The sequence below is a fragment of the Robertmurraya sp. GLU-23 genome, from assembly GCF_052983275.1.
The window spans coordinates 118,820-138,089 of sequence record NZ_JBRKCV010000007.1; the positions used below are offsets into that span (position 1 = coordinate 118,820).

Sequence of the window (19,270 nt, forward strand, 5' to 3'; positions counted from 1 at the left end):
TCTTATCCAAGAGTTATGTTAAAATAAACATTCACTCAATAATTTGATTAAATTGAAGGTCAACTATAAAATGCAGTTGACCTTTAACAATAATCTTTTTATTCATTTCTAAATGATTTTATCTTAATTCGTCATTCAAAGGCACAACAATATCATCTAATGTCTTTCTCCACTGACGTTTCATTTCTGGTCCATATTTCAGTGGTTTTGCATCTGGGTTTACTGCTTTATACTTGTCGAATTGTTTACTATCAATAATTCCACCGATATTTGGAATAGGCTCAGTTCCTATTACATATTGAATAGCAGATGAATGCAGCTCTCCTTCTTCCACAAACCAAGTATTCGAAAAATCTTCAATCGTATGATTATAGGCTTCCTTGAAGAACCGTCGTTTCACTACTAGAATATCTTCTTCTAAATCTATTTCCTTGTTATCAATCGCATTTAAGATCGCACGATATACATCTTTAACAATTTCAGATTTCTTTAGTTTTTGCAGGGCTTTTTCAATTTCGTCACGGGTATTCTGATTATTGGCTGAGTAGATTTCTAATAAACGGTCAATATACGTTGAATCTATATCATAGATTTTTATTGCATTATCTCCATAGAATTCAATTTCAGAGAGGTCAGGTCTATCCCCACCATCTCCTCCATCATCATCAACCAGTGACCCTTTAACCGTGTTGTATACACCTATGTATTCTTCTAAGATTTTTACCTGTTCTTGAAGTGCCTCTGATTTCTCCATTTCATTGTTATACTGATCATAAGTAACTAGAGCTTCGTAAGCATTGTTTAACTCTTGAAATGCTTTTACAAATTCAATCCGAGTTTCTAGCGGTGAGTGTTCATTCACATCGGTTTGATTTGAGACTATTTTTTTCAAGGTTTTGTGCGCTTTTTTGAATCGTTTTTTCGATTCATCATAAGTCGGATAAACAAGCTGAGATTCCTCATGTTCTTGAGAGTACAACTTTGTCGCATCTTTCACGTTGCGTTCCATAGTAGCGGGTTTTCGGTATGTCACGATCAATCCCTTTGTCTTACCTGGATATGTACGATTGGTACGTGAAAAGGCTTGAATCAAATTAGCGTAACTTAAATTTCGATCGACAAATAACGTTTGAATCGTTGGTGCATCAAATCCAGTCAACAAGCGATCTACAACAATGACTAAATCAATTTGTTTCCCGAATTCTTTGAATTCCCCTTTTTTTCGAGCCAAACGATTGTTTATATCGCCATTATATCGTTCGATATCTTCTAACGACCAAGCGGTCCTATAATAATCGTTATAGTCTTTGATAATCCCTTTCATTTCATCTTGAATTTTTTTGGAATTATCTTCGTTTTCTTGTAACGAGTAGGTGATAGCGATTCGAGGAAAATCAGTATCTTCAATAATACGTCCCTTTCGAATCGGATTTCCAGCGAATTCCTTTGTTATCCATTCAGGATCTTTGGTCAGTTCTTTGATTGCCTGATAGTAACGCTTCGCCAGATCAATAGAACTTGTAGTTAATATAGCAGACTTTTGGGGTTTACCATTTTGGAAATCAAATTTGATATAGGCGCTATCTGGTCGGAATATTTTACGAATGACTTTTTGAATATGTTCATCACTTTCATAAGAAACTGGCTGAAGATATGATTCCTTTGCAATTCCATCCATTTGATCAATCATGTTGTTAATTTCATCGTTACTTAAATTTACGTAATTTTCATTAATGCGGAGCTGACTAAAAATATGATTTTTTAATGATGTTGGTTCAATCGTATCTTCATGCTCTACTTGAAACCCTAAAACAGCACCATCATCTAATGCGTTTTTAATCGTATAGGTGTGTAAAACTTCTCCATATTGGTCACGAGTAGTACGGGCTAATTTCCCTTGTGCTTGTTTCTTGTTTTCATTGAATATCGGTGTACCTGTAAAACCAAACCACGTAGAATTCGGGAAGAAGCTCTTAATTACTTCCATTCCTTCTGCACTTAACGCTCGATGGCATTCATCAACGACAAAGACAATATGTTGCCCAGATAGCTTTTTAAAGCGTTGTGTACCTTTTTGTTTTTCTTGCTTTTCGGCAAAGCGTAACGCAGCCTCTAATTTTTGACGAGTGGTAATAATCACTGTATTGGAATTACTGTCCGATAGTAAGGCTTCGCTCAATTTTTTTGCACTTCCAGTTCCGACAATTAAACTATTCGACTTGGCTTTACCAGAAGAAATACCCGTATTAAATTCAGAAGCGAATTTAGTGAACTCAGTGGTCGTTTGATTATCCAAGTCTTTTCGGTCAATTAACATAATGGTGCGATCCACACCTGGCTTACGAGCTAATAATTTCGTAGATACAAAACTAGTTAACGTTTTTCCTGAGCCTGTGGCATGCCATACGTATCCTGACTCATGTTTTATAGCAGCCGTAAACAACGCTTCAATCGCATGGATTTGATAAGGATGTAACACCATTAAGGCTTTGTTATCTTGGTCTTCACTAACGATTGAATAATTAGCAATTATTCTATGCGCATCTGGTATATTTAAAACTTGTTTTACGAATTCATAGAGGTTTTCTACTTTTCTATTTTCCTTTGTACGCCAACTAAAGATGATCTTCTTATGCATATCTTTAGGTAGCGCGTTGGCGAAATAGCGAGTAGTTTGTTCATTTGAAATGACAAATAACTGTAGAGTTGAAAAGATATTATTTCTAAACATCCCTTCTTCTGCGTACTTCTTTATCTGATTAAAGGCTTGGAACACCCCATCTTTGGCACTAACCTGTTTCAATTCAATTTGAACAATTGGTAACCCATTGATTAAAAGGGTCACGTCAAATCTCCTGTCACGACCATCAACGATAGCCTTTTGTTTCGCAATTTGATGAACGACTTCATATGTAGAAATTCCTCCACCAATGTCTTGATTGGAATACAACACCAACGACATTGAACCAAGAGAAACTTCTTCACGTTCAATCGTTATTCGCGAAATCCCATTCTCCCCTTTAAGCCATCTAGCAGCATCAAAGGGAGTTTTGGTTTTGGATAACAACTCTGTTTTAATAGCGTCAAATTCTTTATCAGAAATGGGATGATCCCCAATTTCTGATAAGTTATTTTGCGTAATCTTTAAACGCAAGTTCTTCCATAGGTCTTCTTCTGATTTTAAATCCGGGCGATAATTCCACTGATTATACCCTTCCCCTAACACTTCAATCAGGCGACGTTCTACCTCAGCTTCATCATTATATGGTATCTTTGTCACGTTTCTTTCTCCATCCCTTCTATTAGATTAAACAAACATCTTTTGTAGGAAGGCTTTTTTCGTTTCTTTTAAATACTCCAAATCTCGTTGATGAAGATCGATAGTCTCGTCTAGTTGTTTAAATAATTTACCGATTTTACGTTGTTCTTCGAGAGAAGGATATTTCTCAATAAATCCTTCAACATCGTTTTTAGATAAATTTGTTTGACCCACACCGTCGTCAAAACGCAAGAAATAGCTATGTCTATTCATTAAAATATACAAAAAATAGGTATCAGTATTACTATCAGGAGTAATACCTGCAATACGTTGATTTAGACTGTACATATCATTAGACTCTACTAAAAAAGTTTTAGCAATAGCACGACCATTTGGTACATCACTAAGGACGAAAGCAATTTCGTTCATGTACATTGGCTCAATTTGTTTATCTGAATACTTTTTAACTTTTCCATTTGTCGAAACGAATTTTGAATTTATAACTATATATTTACCGTTATCTGAAATGTTTTTTTCATGTGCCTTCCCATTTCTATACTTCGCAACTTCAATTAATTTTTTCTCATGCCAATCTCCAGTAAATCCTGGGAACCGAAGTTCCGGCACGGACTCCCCTTCTTTTGGAAACATTTTTTGCAAGAATCCCTGCTTTGTTTGTTTGAGGATGGTAAGTTCTTGCTGGTGAAGAGCAATAGTATTTTCTAGTTTTACAAAGAAATTTCTAATTTCAATCTGCTCTTCAATAGAAGGTTCTAATATTACTATACTGCTCAGAATAGATTGACTTACATTAAATCGTGTACTTCCTCCTGCCTTACTTTCAATTTGCTCTCTATTGGAATAATTCAAAGAAAGTTCAATAAATTTGGAGTCAAATTCACTTTTTTTCTTGCCCCTAATTGAAAATCCACTATATAGAGCATACTTCTCTTGTTTATAGGCTTTTACCCAACCAACCTCATCTGGTATTTCCGATGACCGAACAAATACTAAATCACCGTTTTCCACTTTATTTTTACTTTCAGTAATATCATCTACTTCAACAGAATTTCGAATATTTTCATAAATAATAGGCTCATCAGCAAGTATATCCATAACACTAATCATTTTTCTTCCCTTGCCATAATTCTCTTTCGGAGCATTTATCCCATTTGAAAAATCCATTAGGTCTGATAGCCTTCGCAGTTTCCAATCTCCACTAAATCCTGAAAATCGAATTTCAGGTGTATAATTATTTTTCACGATTAAACACCTCTAATGCACCCTTGATCCATGTTGCGTTTTCTTCTTCAAATTGTAACGAAGAAATCATCTCAAATAGGCTAGATTCTAATTCTGCTTTTTCTTTTCGAATGTCATGAATTTTCGAGCCAATTGAAGCCATATCAATAGGCGCTTCTTCTTCAAAGGTATCTACGTATCGAGGTATGTTTAAATTGAAATCATTCTCTTTAATTTCCTCAAAGGTAGCAACATGGGAATATTTCTCCACACCTTCCCGCTTCTTATAAGTTTCTACAATCTTATCGATATTTCCCTTTGAAAGTTTATTTTGTGTTTTTCCTTTTATAAACTCTTTACTTGCATCAATAAATAATACATCACGAGTGGTACGATCTTTCTTTAAGATTATTACTGTAGTTGGAATTGATGTTCCAAAGAATAAGTTTGCTGGGATGCCAATTACAGCATCAATACTGCCATCTTCTAATAGTTTCTGACGAATAACACCTTCTGCAGCTCCACGGAACAATACACCATGTGGTAACACGATTGCCATTGTTCCAGAGTCTTTTAAATGATAGAACCCATGTAAAAGGAAAGCAAAGTCTGCTTTTGATTTTGGTGCTAATTTCCCGTAACGATTGAATCGAGAATCATCTAAGAAAGAATCATCTGCAGACCAATTTGCAGAGTATGGCGGATTCATAAGAACAGCATCAAAGGTATAAGGCTCGTCTGTCGGCCAATCTTTATTCAATGTATCCCCATTGCGTAAACGCATATCCTCTTTATCAACACCGTGCAAAATTAAATTCATTTTTGCTAGATTATAGGTCGTTGTATTTAGTTCTTGCCCATGATACTTTACACTATCTGGATAGTTAATATAGTTTCGTATATTCAACATCAATGATCCTGATCCCATGGTTGGATCAAATACGCTAAACAATTTTTTGTGTTCTTGTCCCATTGCAGCAATACGAGCCATCATGTCAGATACTTCATGAGGTGTATAAAATTCTCCAGCTTTCTTACCTGCTTCTGAGGCAAATTGGCCAATCAAAAATTCATAGGCATCCCCAATGACATCGCCATTATGTCCTAGAACATCGATATCAATTAGTTTCTTCAGTACCTCTGTAATGGTAATGTTTCGTTGTTGATCATCTGCTCCAAGTTTTTTTGATTTCAAATCCACATCATCAAATAAGCCATTAAATTGGTCATATTTCGTGGATAAATCGATAAATGATTTATTTAAATCATTCAACTGAAATGTATTTTGTTTTGCTTGAGCTGTTAGAACATTAAATAAATAATTGGGTTCAATATCATAGCCCAATGTATCAACTAATGTTTCAATTAAATCATCTTTTATCTCCTTATCTGCTAATAAATCCTCATACAATTTAGTTTGTTTTTCTTGTGTGTTGTATTCTTCTAGCGATTCATCTGCTATAACAACTACTTTTTCTAATAACTTATCAGATAAATACTTGTAAAAGATCAATCCTAACAAGTAGTTTTTGTATTCTGAAGCGTCCATTTTGCTACGTAGGTTGTCTGCAGCACTAAATAATTTCGTGTTTAAATCTGCCATGTTGGTTCCTCACTTTTTCTATTGTTGGTCTAAATTGCTTCAATACTTCTAATAAAAGTTGCTATTTTGCTTTTTCATTGAGTATAATTCATTCAACGAATAACATAAATAAGCTACTATCCAAATAATCATGTCCATTTTGCAAAATTTTGGTTTATTATCCCGCTGTTTTAAGTGACTTACTTGACTACCTTTTAGCTCACAAAACCAGAAACAAATCTCCAGCACTGCTCAAATAACTGTCTTTATAATTTGGGTTTCCACTAGTTGAAATAGCTTGTGAGTCTAGAAATGCAGCCATCTCATTTATTAAGTACTCGTAAGAATAAGAATCCAAAGTTAAAGATTTTTCCCTATTTTCACTGTAAGAATTTCGTCAAGTTTCCTATCCCGCCCTATTAAATGAAGTATCTATAAAATTACTATTACAGTTACATTTTCATCATATCATCTGAACATACCTAGTCAACAATTGTAATTACTATGAATTACAGAAATAATGTTTTGCGATTTTTACATCATTATTTATTAACGAGTATGTATATTGGGTTGCAAAGGTTAACCGCTTATTGTGGGTTGATTAGTGTTAATATAAGTTTTGCGGAGATCTAAATAAAATAAAAAACGTTTCAACTCAGTGATACCAAGGGTTGAAACGTTTTTATAACCGTTCATTTAGTAGCGTTAAAAGGTATTATAAGAATAGTTGGAAGAAGGGTCATGCCTTCAAATTGGGACAATAGAAATATAAAGGCACGATATGAGTATGCTGGCATTACTTTACTAAATTACGCAAAAGAATACATAGTATGTAATTAAAAATAAAATGATAAAAACGGAAAATTTTTTACAATTACCGTTTTTATCATTTTTGATTTATTCAAATGTTATTAATTCTTCCGTTTTTAAAATGATGGCCCAATCATAAGCATTATTATTGTAATTATAAATAATTATTTCAGGATGATAATGATTGATTACTCTACCTAAACTAAAACTAAGTGAAACAGGTGTTGTAGCAAATAAATGGATTTTATTAACACCGTTAGCCTTTAACTTTGACAAAATATCTAATAAGTATTTCTGATATAAGTCTATTTGAGCATAATTATTAATTTTCCATCTATCTGGATTTTCAATACCTATTGAAATTACTTGTGATACTTTTGTAAAACCTTTTATCCCTTCGTCCCTAATTGGAAATGATTGCTCTATTTTTAGTGCAATTTCATTTTCGTAAGTATTTTGCTGATCATAATTACTTACAATTTTCATGTCAGTATTATATTTCTTATTTAATTCATAGAATCCCTTTCCTAATGATTCCGTATCCTCTCCCTGATACTCGAATAATACTGGATCATCAGTATCTTTGAAATGATATCCATCTAAAAATGCCAGTGGCACATGTGGGAATCCAAGATAAATTAGTGAATTACTATTTTTACCTCGCTTTATTGCAACCTTCATCCTTTTCTTTTGCTTTTTTAATATTTTCAGGAGATTCTCCTTTTTAATACTCCCATCAACCTCAAAAAATTTTATTACATTAAGGGTTAAAAACAAACAGCCCTGTTCTTGAAATTTCTGCTTAATTTTTGAATAGTTGGCTTCTTTCTTTGAAAAAGTGGTTAACATGACAAACTCTCTCTTCATAAAACGGAAGATATTATTAACTATCCAATTATATACAATTTGCAGTAACCCGAATTTTTTATATAGCAATATACTAGAAAAAATCAATATTAATAGAGTTATTATTGCAGTTAACGGGTCACTTTGTATAAGTATAAATAATTCAGTTACTGTTTGAACTAACTTCATCATAGGCTCCTTTGTAAATAAAAACTACTTCCCCATTTATACGATTTCCTACCCAAATTTTATAAAAATTTATTCCACCAATAAAAAAGAACAAATAATCGGAGTAGGTTTTAGACTTTTTTAATAACCTTTTCCAATTCCTAATATCCTGCCAAGAATAATGTGGATCATTTTCGGGATGAGTATGCCATTCCCCCATATACATTACTGTCCCATCACTATCCATCCACTTTTTATGCAATATAGCATTATGAGTTTTTTTCTTTCGTATGAATCGATACCTTGATTGATGGTCTCCTATTTGTGGTATAGTGTAGTCCCTTATTTCAATTTCATTGCTGTTATTTATAATTGAGCCAATCACCATACCACCGGATTCTTTATCTTGATATTTCATCTGACGTCTCGATCTTATTTCTTCAATTATTGTTTCTTCAACACTAATAATCATATTTTCGTATTTAATCTTAATCATTTCTGAGAGCCTCTTTGAGATGCATAGAACATATTTTACAACTAGAATTTATATATTCATAGGTATCCGTCATTAACTTATCTATTGGTTGTCTATATCTCTCAGAAGTCTGATAACCACTTTCTTCAAACGCTTTAGAAGAACCTTTCCATGATATTAATGGATTTCCTTTAATCTCGTTGTTTAAATATCTTAAAATGAGTCTAGAAGCAAGTATTGCTGTCTCCATGGAGTCAACACTTCCATATGGAGTGAATGATGTTGTACAACCATTCATATTTTTAATAAAAGGCACATCACTCTTACCCGCAAATGATGGAAACATGCTTAATTTATCATCAATTAAACACTCATAACAACCTTTGTCTCCATTGTTAACCATCAGTGCATGCCCTCCTACTCCATACGCTTCAACCCAAGTAAAAATAGCAGGTGTTGATGATTTCGATATAAATTCATTTAACTTTCTTTCAGTATTTGGATCCCCAATAGCAACAATTATTAAATCATAATCATTTAGATTTAATTCCCCATATTCAATTGCAACCAGTGCATCCTCTTCTAGTGTGTGTATATTGGAATTAGGATACCTAGACTCCATTTCATCCTTTAGAAGTTTTACTTTAGACATATTTTCAATAGACTTATCCATTCCTAAAAAATGTCGATATGAATTTTCGATTCTCAATTTATCATTGTCTACTAATGTAAACTTATTTATTCCGGAACGTGCTAATAAAAACAGTAAGTCACTTCCTACTGAACCACAACCAATAAGTAAAGTATTTAAATCTTTCTTTACTCCACCGCCTCTTTCTATTAATGTCTCCTCATCATCTCTATAAACAAATAGAGGTGTAATTTCAAATGCATTTGCAAATGTTTCATCAATTAGCGGATTTACCTTTTTTGAAAGTCCGTGAACAATTTTTTTATACCAAAGCCCAATCAGTGCACAATCACCTGTTAATAATGGGATTCTTATTAAATAATAGTAATTATTCTTGTTTACACAGAATTCCTTTATCCTTTCAAAGGTATCGCTGGTTGTGTGTTCTTTTATTATTTTTATTATTTCTTCACTCGTCCAAAAACGATCTAATTGTGGAACATTTCCTGAATACGTATGGTCTAAAGGCAAATAAAATGCTTTATTTAGATTATGTCTATTAATATTCGTTTTTAACAACCTACCTAAGAAAAATTTAGATTGATTGTTATCATTTAAAAATGCAAATGGTTTATCCTTTAAGGTTAGAACTGAAATTTCCATTGGTTTATCTTCTGGAGTAAATACAGAAAAAACATATTCTAACGGGTCAAGTGATCCATAATAATAACTAAATTCCCGATGATATTCTATTTGTGGTGAGTCTGCAATTAATACTTTTTCCACTCTCTCGAAAACAAAGTCGAGAGTACTTTCGGGCTTATTATTCCAAATAACTCCTTCACGGTCTAAGAAACATATCAAGCCGTTATTCATCACGTGAGGGATTTTCGGTATAATATGCTGCCTTTTGTTTATATAAACAAAAGGCAACTGTGTAGGAAATAACGGACTGAAAGTTATCTCCAATGGAATCGTGTACCCATTTCTCATAATAAATAAAAATTCAAATTGGAATGGGTTTATTGTTTCAACATTTTCTATATATTCTTTTTCACTTAATATCCTTTTAAAATCAGTTTTCATAACCAAATCCTTTTGCAGAGTTTGATGCTGGAGCACTTGATAACGCAACTTTTTGGTATCTTGCTTGTGCTGACTCTGGAATCGGGAATTTATCTCCAAGATATGGACTTAATACTGTACAAGCATCATGTGGATCGCTTTTGCTTTGTGCATCGGCTAATGCACCCTCAAAAGTGACAAGTTTTTGATAAAATGTATTCATTTGTACCTTTGTCATTTTAGAAAAGATATTCGAATATGGTTTGACTGGTAAACTATATTCGATTGTGCGTAAATATTCTTCCCTTTCTGAATCCCAAACTAGTACAAATTTATTTTTTAAATTATTTACAAAGTCCTTTAAAGCAGTCAAATCATCATATTTATAAGTCCCTGATAAAGAGTTGTATGTTTGTCGAGGGGTAAATAAATCAACTACTGCAATAGTTATCCCTACACTCGGAGGCCTTGAACCACCTGATGTAGAAAAGCAAATATCTTTCCATTTTTTCATGTATCTCACAATTCGTTTAAATTGTTTTTTATCATCACCTGTAAAAGAATTCGAAATGTGATCGTTTAACCCTTCTGGATCTGCAAGGTCCCAATATTTCTTATCATCCTCGGCAAATTCCTTCCCCCAAGCAAGAAACAAATCATTATCATATTTTGATTTAATATAAACAGGTAAATCGACATGGTAAATTGGTTCATCATCTAGTGAATAAGTTATGGTTACACAGGGGTTTTTAATCTTTGGTGGAGTGCTTGTGTGGTTTGCAAGTATATCTTTTATAATTTTTTTTAATTCTACACTATTAGTGTAATCCTCTTTATATAAATCAAAAATTACTCCTTCGTCAATATCGTAATCTTTATCTTCTGGTACAATACCAAGATCAACTGCATAACTGCCTTGATCAATGAATTCCAAACTAGGAACGTCTTTCTCCATTTCCTCAAATTTTGTCTTAATTCCACTTTTGATTTTGCCTATAATGATATCTCTTTTTTCCCTTAACTCTTTGTTTTCCTTAAATCTTTTCAATTTAATCGCATCATGGAACTCTTCAAATTGTTTCTGGATATCAGCCATTATTTCTCCCCCTAAAATATTTTCTTTTTCTACTATTATACGACAAAAACTGGAAATCTTAAAAAAAATGAGACAACAGGCTACGACAAATGAACTGAATTTATTTTAATAAACAACAAAAAAAACAGAGAATTTTCCCTGTTTTTTAATGCTGTATATATTTTTGTAATTTGTGTCCTTAAGTATGGTACCGGTGGTCTGGGTCGAACCGACACTCCGCAGGATCACTATTTTGAGTCGTGCTCGTCTGCCAATTCCACCACACCAGCACTTTTAAAGGGTTTTGCCATTTTTAAGTTTAAGTAGCTTGGTTACCTATCAAAAACGGAACATTAGAGGCTCTCAAAAGTAATGAAGCTGGATATATCTTGCGTTGTAATTAAATCATCATCATCCTCACCCTTCGATAGATAGGAGTACGATAAGTTATATAAATGGGAGAAAGCTGCGAACAAATCACCAATAATGGTTTCAGTTATCCCTTTATCGATTTCTAATTGAGAAATCACGCTCTTACTTAGTCCAAGTCTCTTGCTACCTCTTCTTGTGACATTCCGTTGTTAATCTTGCTCTCTTTACTCGTGCACCTATCATGCCTTATCCCCCTACAATCTCTCTTTTGTCTCATTATAAACTACTTTGAAATCAACAGATTTATAAAAAAGAGACTCACCTACTTATAAGGCAACTCTCTCTTTTCCGGTCTATTATTCTTTTATATGTGTTGATTATTTTACAACGTCTCTGTCTATACTGTTATTGTTGGGGAAACCCAATAATTACTCGCAAAGGAGATGAATCTATTGGCAGTTGTAGATGTAATCATCAATATCATTATTGGCTCCAAAAGAAAGTAATAGCCATTAGCAAGAGATAGATCGAGAAAATATAGGAACGTAGTTTAATCAATAATAATTATGGCATCTACTGTCAGTCTTCTTGGTTTTTCTTTTTAAACGAGAATAGGTTTAACATCTTCTATTTCATCATGTTTGACTACCAATTCACCGCTAGGAACTACTAAAGCATCCACTTCAACAGATTCATCTAAATGAATGCCTGTTTGAATCGTATTCGTACTACTAGGCACTGTAGAACTATTATAAGCCCCTATTTCGACTCCAGCCTTTCTTTAGAGGGTTTTTATATTTTTATACGTTTTTTATGATAGTATAGTATTCTATCTATATGATCTTCTTCACCGTGTATAACACATCCTTGGCCCGAAGTACTATGACTGATACAAGGGAAATTAAATTCATTTTTAATATCTTTTCCCATAGCGCTTTCTAAATTCCAACTACCAGTATTTCGAATTATTTTTTTCTCCAACTCTTCGATGCATTTATCTGAACAATTGTTGAAAGAGCAATCTAATTGTCTACAGCTTATTACCTTCACAATAATCACTTATCCTTTAATTTAAAGTCAAACATTTATCCAGTGAACTTCTAATTAAGATTAAATACATCACGTATCTTTTTTGTATTAAGGTTTGTCTCTAAGATAAAGACAATTAATAAAGCCCCTCAATTTGAAGAGCTTAGTTGAAGATTTAATTATGAAAAATTTATTACTTAGTTTCACTAACTGCTTTTTCAAAAGGTTCAAGGATATCAAGCGATATTTCATCTAGTAATTCAGCTGCATCCTCTACCTTTTTTAAGTTTTCATCAATTAATTGTTCATGATTAGCTTCAACTAACATTGGCAAACTTGTTGTTGCCTCACTTAGTAGCGATGACGCTTCTGCTAGTTTTGTATCGACCTCTTTGAATCGTTCTGAAGGTGATTCTAATTCATCTTCTATCAATACATTTATTGCCGTCATGGTTAGCATTCCCTTGAATAAATCTTTAGAAGCTTCTTCTGAGAGGCCGTTTTTCTCTACATCAACTAAAGTCTCTGTGAATTCATCATAAGATTTAGTCATTTGTGTTACTGCTTCATTTACTCCTTCTAGATACTGGATTTCTTCTTTTGAATAAACAACTTCTTCTGTCTTTGAACATCCTAATAAAAGGCCCATAAAGAGTGTTAATACTGCTATCCTAGTTCTGACTTCCATAATGGTATTTCCCCCAAAGTATTCTATTTATAGTAGAATACTACCATATATAGGTATATTTAGGTATATAAAGAAAAAGGTTTAATAAGTTCTAATATTACCTTCCCGTATTCAACGTACTCCTATGATTTTTCAATAGATTTTCTAAACACTTTTTAAACCTTTTTCAAAAAAGTGTTCCAAATCTTCCTTTTTAACCACCCATCTGGTACCTTGCTTTTCTCCAATTAACTTTCCGTCTTTAATCCACTTTCTAATGGCGTCACTGTAAATGTGATGTTCTTTAAAAGGACTGTTTTCATCATGCCTACATATGTTTTGAATTCTTTCACTTGTGAGGAAAACACCGTCCTTTATTTGTGAAGTTGACACGATTTAATAAACTCATTTCTTCGCATTTCCTCTTCTGCAACTTCAAGACCTCTCTGCAAATCTAATAACCTTTGAGCTTCTTTGAGAATGTCTTCACTTACTATGTAATTCATCATCCCCATTTTTCTCCACGTATTAAAGTGATGGGCAGGTTCAAACACGAACATTCTTGGAGTATTAGCAAAAGGAACATGAATGAACGTAAAATTTGGAAGTATATAGCTTAACATTTGATTTGGATCCCCTTCTCCAACTCTTCCAGCTATCCCTAATTCCTCGGAAAATACGTTGGATAAACTTGAAGGAAAGGTAGGTTGAGGATCACCTTGTTCTTTAAGCCAATTCCACATAAACCACATTAAAGTCCCTTTATTTAAATATCTTCGCGGACTATTAATAGTATGTCGATATAGAAAATGCATCTCTTCATTATCTTCTTTGGAGGGTTTTTGATAATACTTACATGGTAAGACACTTACCTTTATATATCTCTTGCTGAGTAAAGCAGCGAGGAAATACCAGGACATCCAATCTCCTCTTGGGCCCCACCACCCATCGGTACCGCTAAGTATTCTCTTAGTGGAATTATAATCCCATTCAATTGTTTCATTATTAATAGAATCAACAAAACTCTGTAAATCTTGTTCGGATTCATATTCGCTCCAAAACTTATAATATGATGATTCTTTTAAACTTGAAATGAATAACCAGTACTCCAAACGCTCTTGAAATTCAATTCATATTCAACTTCACCATCGTCTATATACTCAGGACCCTCAAAATCTAAATTTAATTTCTCAAAGTATTTATTTAAGTCTTTTAACATTACATCTGAAATATAATACCGTAGTATTGTAGAATAGTCTTCTCTCAAGTTCAACAACTCCCAACAACGTTTCTTTATATTCATTATGTACTCATAATGGTAATCTAATAACCATTTGAAAAGTTATTATAATAGACTTATTTAACTCAATTACCTTAGATTTATCTAGATTGTACACAATTGATTTTCATTTTTCGTATTTTAATTTTCGACAGACTCATCTTTATGCTACAACCTTATATAATCCCCCATGATTAGAAGTAATTCTTAGCCGGAAAATTTGCTAAGAACAGATTACCACTTTTTGTTATATAGTTAACTTAAATCTAGAACAGGGAGGCTGATAGGAATGAGAGAGGAACAATACATGAAGTTTCTATTAAAAGATGAGAGTATTAATAGCAAGGATAAAGCGGTACGAAGTCGTATTAGTAGGGCAAGAAAAGTAGAAAGAGAATTAAAAATTAATTTAGATCACGTTGTTTGTAATGATGATGCAATGTTTGAAACACTTCTAATGATCAAAGAGAAGTTAAAAGATAAAGGTAATCTGCAAAATACCGTTCGTAAGTATTATACTTTTGTTAATAATAAGGAATTTCCATCTTTACTAAGATACAAGAGAACAACTAAAGTAAATTGAAAAGAAAAAGTACTGTTAGGATGGAAATAAATTTTTAAAATCTACTAAAAAGAGGAATTATTTAAAAGTTAATTCCGTAATACTAAATAGTAAGTAAGCTAGAATTCGAATTCAATTATAAGGAGCGATACAGCAATGTCACCAAAACAAATAGAAGAAATAGCCATGCAAGTAGTATCCGAGGAGTTGCCACAACTTGAGCAACAGAATCAATCGTATTTTTACGGTTTTGTAAAAGAACTAACTGAAACTATTATTATTGGCTATGACATAAATAAAATCGATTCAGAAGAGTACTTAAAGAAGTTGATGTTAATCGACTTAGAGCGTTTAAAGTCAGCTCTTTCTTCTTAACCAGAATAACTAAAGTAAAAGACCCTCTCTTTGGAGAAGGCCTTTTCTTATATATTAATATATTTCTTTAAAGGTGATTTCCATTTTGGACTCATCTTCTTGATAAGCATACCCCTCTTTAATTAATATCGGAGCAACATAAGAAGCTAGAGCGGTCCTAGTTACCATTGTTTGCAACCACGCACCTAGAGACCCATCATCGGGACTCGTCCTAGAAGTACCTATTAACACCTTACGGCCCTTGAATTCTTCTAAAAGATTATCAAGGTGTTCTTTTTCAATGGTTTTTTCTCGATCAAAGTCATGGCCAAAATATAAGGTAATGCCTGTGTCAACTGAACCTTTATATTTAAACCGCTTCTTCCTTTGTAATGTGACCACTTCATTCAAATTATCTACTAAATTCAAAGTAGATACCTCCTTATTAAATTACATAATTATATTACGCCCGGATGTCCCTCTTTTTGACACTCTCTACACGCGTGCATAGGTATTGGGATTATGTTATTTTTACAGACTTCACAAACCTTTTTCCCTTTCATATCCCATAAAAACGCACATTTCTTACAGAAGGTCTTTGTATCCTTTAATGAGATATACCGTTGATGCTCTTCTATCGAAATATACAGTGCCTCTTTCCGTATATCTTCGCCGTATCTTTCCCAAGTGACCTGCTCTTTTCTTTTTCTCAATAGGCTGGCTTTTACATCTTCAAAACTAGGTTTTATTTTTCCTAGTTCATTCGAATAGGCTAACTTTAATGGTTCATCAAATTCGTGTCTACATTTAATACATTTGAACTTCGGCACCATCGTTTTTCGTTCCGAAATACTAAGTCGACTACACTTAGGACAAGCGTATCTTTCATCAACAAATCGTTCTAAATAGTGATGGATTTCTTGGTATTCACTATCGTCACTAACCAGTTCTTGATCTACAATTGGAAAATACTTTCTGTAAACCTCTCTAATGATATCCTGATAACGTTGTGGGTGCCACATATGTTGAAGAACAAATGGTGGTTGTGTTTTTTCACATTGTTCACAAGTATCTTTAATTAATTGCTTTCTTTTGTCTTGCCATTCCTTCGTCTGCCAAGGTTTTTTCTTACTGTCATAAATTAGCTTTGATGACTCATCATATGACATTTCATTGTTAATTAAAGCTGTCTTTATCTGTTCAAGGGTAAGCGTCATATTTAGCTCCTAAAGGTAAACTAACCTAAAAGGGTCAGTAAAGTTTTATAAAATACAAAAAGCATTAATGCTATTGATAGTAAATTTGAAATGTTATTGGGTACTTTAAAACTCCGCAGCAGAAACTTACATATCAACCCGGTTAGTAAAGGAACAAATAAAATTACAGCTAGTTTAATAGCCATGCTATCAATGGTTCCTTTTAGTGGACTAAAATCAATCTCATTCATTCGTTAGTGCTCCCTATAGCTTTATAAAAGGTTTTTCTTGTTTTACTTATTACTTCTTGAGATTATTGTTTTCTATGGTTAAATCTTGGACTTGTCTCTGGAGTTGTTCAATTTTTTCATATAACTCCCTATTATCTTCACGGCTTTGTTGGTTAAGCTCTCGTTCTCTTGCTAAAAGAGCCCTTTCTTTATCGACTTCCGCTTGCTCCGCTGCTCTAGTTAAATTGATCTCGTATTCCCTACTTTTTCGGACCATTTCTTCTTCTAATCGTTTATTAATATCCTTCAGCTCTGAATTTTCTTTAGAAATTGGCTCCATTTCCTTTAGTTGTTCAAGAGTATCTACGATCTGTTGGTTAAGCCTGGACTTCTCTTCTTTATGTTGAATCTTTAATTCCTCTAACGATTGGATATATTGACTCTTTTCGGCAGCATTGTGTTCCTTTGCGGTTTCCAACTCTACTTTTAATCGGTCATTGTCCCCTTCTAATCGTTCCATACCCTTTGTCAGCTGTTCTTCTAATTTCGCAAAGCCTTCTACCTTCGAGGAAAGACTTAATATCTGGCGGTTAAGCTCTTCAAGTTCCTCATCCTTTTCTTGAAGGTTTCCCTCTAGCAAACTAATTTCTTGTTGGAGCCTTTGTTGTTTTTCTTCATGGATTCTAATGGTATTATTAAGATGTTCCGTCCAATTCCCTTTTTCAACTGCAATCCGGTTCATTTGATTTAAGAATAGGGTATTAATCAGGTTCATGGCTTCTTTCAATGCCGATACATCACTTGAGAAATGCTTCCGTAATTCAGGAGAAATATTCTCCTTATCGAGAACCAATTCATTGGCGGCGATCTTATGGATGACCGATTCAAACCATTCTACATCTTTCATACCTGAATCAGATATTAATTTTTGAACTAGAGTAAATGATTCGTTCCCCAAGTTAAAGCCTTTGGTTTTTCTATCCTTTTCCGCTGACATTTCCTCTCACCGCTTCCGATTTTATCTTATTTTCATTATACGACTTTGTTAACAGAAAATATACTATGTTAACCTATTTTTCGTACTGTTAACAGTGGTTTAACAGGTTTAACAAGTTTATTTTATCCTAAATCTTTAGTTATTCATTTTTAGATAAGATCTAATTGAAGTAATAATCCAAACCAATTAAGACATCCATAGGGCGCTCCTTCTATACGATAATATAAGGCGTAGATTCTTTAATCTGTTCCTCTTAGTGAATAATGGTTTTACCATGATACTTCATCATCAACTGTAACACCTCTCCTTTTTCCTTTATTGATAAAGGTTTGACAGGTATCGAAATCAACGGTGAGTTATTATTCATACGAATTTCTAACACTTTTCTTCTAATCCCGCTATAGCCCTTCACGATGTGTCTACTATTGGATACTTCAAGTCTAATAAAGTTATACTCTGAATGAATGGTGTATAACCCTCCTGCATTATGACTCACGCTCGTTTTCATATCGTTAATGGATACAATGCTACCCCAAGGAATAAAGCCATGTTTGAATATAGAGGTGTTATCTGTTATTCCCTCTTCATTTATAGTCAATATAGGCTTAGATACAAATAACATCCTCATTGTAAAAATAACAAACTACCAAAGAATAAGAGTAGAAATATTCCTATCACCATTAAAAGAAGCCCTTGTACATAATCGCTATAATCTTGATGGAAAGAAATCCAATAAAAATGAAAAAGATGGGTATTGCGGTAAAAATGATATTACCAATAGTCAATTTTAGATAGTACCACAAGGAGCGGTACAAATTCATTTCGTCTTTCATTTTGCCCACCTCTACGTTTAATCTATTATTCCAACCACTGTCCTATCGCAAATAATAGGATAATACTTGCTACACATATCCATAAAACAACTAGGATTCTGATGACCACGACATACCAATCCCCTTTTTTGGGGCTCATTAATAAACGATATTTGTAACTAGTCCAATCAATGCTATAAAGCAAACCAAAACAATAAAATAGTACGTAAGCTTATCTAGCATGAGCTGTTTTACCTTGTTCTAAGATGGTGTAGTTTTTGTGATTAACAACTGTATTGTTGTTCTCATAACCTAAAACGAATTTCGAATAGTCATCGATTTGAACCAAGACGCTGTTGTCTTGTACCTTCGTAACCTTCCCTTCATGGGTTCCTTCTTTCCGATTGAAAAGGATAATGTCTCCTACTTTTGCTTTAATAATCTTTGCCATATATATTAACCTCCAATATAGACAAAAAGAGAGTGCCCCAAAACGCAGATCATCCTTAGATAATCTTGTTTTGGGGCACTCCCATTCGTCCAATTTAATTGAATTCATAATAGCATATTTGGTCTAATAAATAAACAAAAATGCTACAAAGGTATTTCATCAAGATTT

The 19,270-nt window shown here is 33.3% G+C and carries 19 protein-coding genes; 2 read left to right on the forward strand and 17 right to left on the reverse strand.

Translation table 11 applies throughout. The features are described from left to right. Positions 1 to 118: 118 nt before the first annotated feature. The 11 genes from ACVBAX_RS13280 to ACVBAX_RS13330 all read right to left on the reverse strand — a co-directional run bounded on the left by ACVBAX_RS13280 (position 119) and on the right by ACVBAX_RS13330 (position 14,333). Positions 119 to 3,280 carry a type I restriction endonuclease subunit R gene (locus ACVBAX_RS13280; RefSeq protein WP_447117446.1) on the reverse strand — a complete coding sequence of 1,054 codons (3,162 nt, stop codon included), beginning with the start codon at positions 3,278 to 3,280 and terminating at the stop codon, positions 119 to 121. A 27-nt stretch (positions 3,281 to 3,307) separates the two neighbouring features. After that, entirely contained in the window at positions 3,308 to 4,522 is a 1,215-nt protein-coding gene (locus ACVBAX_RS13285; RefSeq protein ID WP_447117447.1) for a restriction endonuclease subunit S, read from the reverse strand. Further along, entirely contained in the window at positions 4,512 to 6,104 is a 1,593-nt protein-coding gene (locus tag ACVBAX_RS13290) for a type I restriction-modification system subunit M (protein WP_447117448.1), read from the reverse strand. Before ACVBAX_RS13290 ends, ACVBAX_RS13285 begins: the two co-directional genes overlap by 11 nt. 876 nt (positions 6,105 to 6,980) lie before the next feature. Next, complete coding sequence (locus ACVBAX_RS13295) at positions 6,981 to 7,931, reverse strand: SAVED domain-containing protein (RefSeq protein ID WP_447117449.1); 951 nt, start codon at positions 7,929 to 7,931, stop codon at positions 6,981 to 6,983. Beyond that, entirely contained in the window at positions 7,903 to 8,403 is a 501-nt protein-coding gene (locus tag ACVBAX_RS13300; protein ID WP_447117450.1) for a Mov34/MPN/PAD-1 family protein, read from the reverse strand. The genes ACVBAX_RS13295 and ACVBAX_RS13300 overlap by 29 nt, the downstream gene beginning before the upstream one ends. Beyond that, the gene (locus tag ACVBAX_RS13305; RefSeq protein WP_447117451.1) at positions 8,396 to 10,099 is read right to left on the reverse strand and encodes a ThiF family adenylyltransferase; all 1,704 of its coding nucleotides are present in this window, start codon (positions 10,097 to 10,099) and stop codon (positions 8,396 to 8,398) included. Before ACVBAX_RS13305 ends, ACVBAX_RS13300 begins: the two co-directional genes overlap by 8 nt. Next, on the reverse strand, positions 10,089 to 11,174 hold the full coding sequence (locus ACVBAX_RS13310; RefSeq protein ID WP_447117452.1) for a cyclic GMP-AMP synthase DncV-like nucleotidyltransferase: 1,086 nt from the start codon (positions 11,172 to 11,174) through the stop codon (positions 10,089 to 10,091). The genes ACVBAX_RS13305 and ACVBAX_RS13310 overlap by 11 nt, the downstream gene beginning before the upstream one ends. Positions 11,175 to 12,126: 952 nt before the next feature. After that, positions 12,127 to 12,264 (reverse strand): hypothetical protein, encoded by a 138-nt coding sequence (locus tag ACVBAX_RS13315; RefSeq protein ID WP_447117453.1) that lies wholly within the window; start codon positions 12,262 to 12,264, stop codon positions 12,127 to 12,129. 483 nt (positions 12,265 to 12,747) lie between these two features. Next, the gene (locus tag ACVBAX_RS13320; RefSeq protein WP_447117454.1) at positions 12,748 to 13,242 is read right to left on the reverse strand and encodes a hypothetical protein; all 495 of its coding nucleotides are present in this window, start codon (positions 13,240 to 13,242) and stop codon (positions 12,748 to 12,750) included. 144 nt (positions 13,243 to 13,386) lie between these two features. Next, positions 13,387 to 13,614 carry a helix-turn-helix domain-containing protein gene (locus ACVBAX_RS13325; RefSeq protein ID WP_447117455.1) on the reverse strand — a complete coding sequence of 76 codons (228 nt, stop codon included), beginning with the start codon at positions 13,612 to 13,614 and terminating at the stop codon, positions 13,387 to 13,389. Then, on the reverse strand, positions 13,596 to 14,333 hold the full coding sequence (locus tag ACVBAX_RS13330; protein WP_447117456.1) for a hypothetical protein: 738 nt from the start codon (positions 14,331 to 14,333) through the stop codon (positions 13,596 to 13,598). The genes ACVBAX_RS13325 and ACVBAX_RS13330 overlap by 19 nt, the downstream gene beginning before the upstream one ends. Positions 14,334 to 14,789: 456 nt before the next feature. Here ACVBAX_RS13330 and ACVBAX_RS13335 point away from each other — a divergent pair, with 456 nt between their 5' ends. Both ACVBAX_RS13335 and ACVBAX_RS13340 read left to right on the forward strand, forming a co-directional pair. Then, entirely contained in the window at positions 14,790 to 15,083 is a 294-nt protein-coding gene (locus ACVBAX_RS13335) for a hypothetical protein (protein ID WP_447117457.1), read from the forward strand. Positions 15,084 to 15,218: 135 nt separating this feature from the next. Continuing rightward, positions 15,219 to 15,437: a hypothetical protein gene (locus tag ACVBAX_RS13340; protein ID WP_447117458.1), complete on the forward strand. Its 219-nt coding sequence runs from the start codon at positions 15,219 to 15,221 to the stop codon at positions 15,435 to 15,437. A gap of 54 nt (positions 15,438 to 15,491) precedes the next feature. Here the strand turns inward: ACVBAX_RS13340 and ACVBAX_RS13345 are convergent, their stop codons facing one another. From ACVBAX_RS13345 to ACVBAX_RS13370, 6 genes are all read right to left on the reverse strand, one after another. Next, positions 15,492 to 15,845, reverse strand: a complete 354-nt coding sequence (locus ACVBAX_RS13345) for a hypothetical protein (protein ID WP_447117459.1) — start codon at positions 15,843 to 15,845, stop codon at positions 15,492 to 15,494. A gap of 29 nt (positions 15,846 to 15,874) precedes the next feature. Further along, positions 15,875 to 16,633: a hypothetical protein gene (locus tag ACVBAX_RS13350; protein WP_447117460.1), complete on the reverse strand. Its 759-nt coding sequence runs from the start codon at positions 16,631 to 16,633 to the stop codon at positions 15,875 to 15,877. 20 nt (positions 16,634 to 16,653) lie between these two features. Continuing rightward, positions 16,654 to 16,863: a hypothetical protein gene (locus ACVBAX_RS13355; RefSeq protein ID WP_340906630.1), complete on the reverse strand. Its 210-nt coding sequence runs from the start codon at positions 16,861 to 16,863 to the stop codon at positions 16,654 to 16,656. Positions 16,864 to 16,912: 49 nt separating this feature from the next. Beyond that, the gene (locus tag ACVBAX_RS13360) at positions 16,913 to 17,839 is read right to left on the reverse strand and encodes a hypothetical protein (protein ID WP_447117461.1); all 927 of its coding nucleotides are present in this window, start codon (positions 17,837 to 17,839) and stop codon (positions 16,913 to 16,915) included. Between the two features lie 253 nt (positions 17,840 to 18,092). Continuing rightward, positions 18,093 to 18,467 carry an STM3941 family protein gene (locus ACVBAX_RS13365; protein ID WP_447117462.1) on the reverse strand — a complete coding sequence of 125 codons (375 nt, stop codon included), beginning with the start codon at positions 18,465 to 18,467 and terminating at the stop codon, positions 18,093 to 18,095. Positions 18,468 to 18,883: 416 nt separating this feature from the next. Continuing rightward, a complete protein-coding gene (locus tag ACVBAX_RS13370) occupies positions 18,884 to 19,102 on the reverse strand; it encodes a DUF2187 family protein (protein WP_447117463.1) in 219 nt (72 codons plus the stop codon). Positions 19,103 to 19,270: the final 168 nt, after the last annotated feature.

Excerpts from the sequence above, each read along its gene's own strand:
- ACVBAX_RS13370 (WP_447117463.1), bottom strand. The coding sequence starts at position 19,102 with ATGGCAAAGATTATTAAAGCAAAAGTAGGAGACATTATCCTTTTCAAT.
- ACVBAX_RS13335 (WP_447117457.1), top strand. The coding sequence starts at position 14,790 with ATGAGAGAGGAACAATACATGAAGTTTCTATTAAAAGATGAGAGTATT.
- ACVBAX_RS13305 (WP_447117451.1), bottom strand. The coding sequence starts at position 10,099 with ATGAAAACTGATTTTAAAAGGATATTAAGTGAAAAAGAATATATAGAA.
- ACVBAX_RS13310 (WP_447117452.1), bottom strand. The coding sequence starts at position 11,174 with ATGGCTGATATCCAGAAACAATTTGAAGAGTTCCATGATGCGATTAAA.
- ACVBAX_RS13360 (WP_447117461.1), bottom strand. The coding sequence starts at position 17,839 with ATGTCAGCGGAAAAGGATAGAAAAACCAAAGGCTTTAACTTGGGGAAC.
- ACVBAX_RS13290 (WP_447117448.1), bottom strand. The coding sequence starts at position 6,104 with ATGGCAGATTTAAACACGAAATTATTTAGTGCTGCAGACAACCTACGT.
- ACVBAX_RS13350 (WP_447117460.1), bottom strand. The coding sequence starts at position 16,633 with ATGACGCTTACCCTTGAACAGATAAAGACAGCTTTAATTAACAATGAA.
- ACVBAX_RS13295 (WP_447117449.1), bottom strand. The coding sequence starts at position 7,931 with ATGATGAAGTTAGTTCAAACAGTAACTGAATTATTTATACTTATACAA.
- ACVBAX_RS13300 (WP_447117450.1), bottom strand. The coding sequence starts at position 8,403 with ATGATTAAGATTAAATACGAAAATATGATTATTAGTGTTGAAGAAACA.
- ACVBAX_RS13355 (WP_340906630.1), bottom strand. The coding sequence starts at position 16,863 with ATGAATGAGATTGATTTTAGTCCACTAAAAGGAACCATTGATAGCATG.
- ACVBAX_RS13365 (WP_447117462.1), bottom strand. The coding sequence starts at position 18,467 with ATGAGGATGTTATTTGTATCTAAGCCTATATTGACTATAAATGAAGAG.
- ACVBAX_RS13320 (WP_447117454.1), bottom strand. The coding sequence starts at position 13,242 with ATGGAAGTCAGAACTAGGATAGCAGTATTAACACTCTTTATGGGCCTT.
- ACVBAX_RS13340 (WP_447117458.1), top strand. The coding sequence starts at position 15,219 with ATGTCACCAAAACAAATAGAAGAAATAGCCATGCAAGTAGTATCCGAG.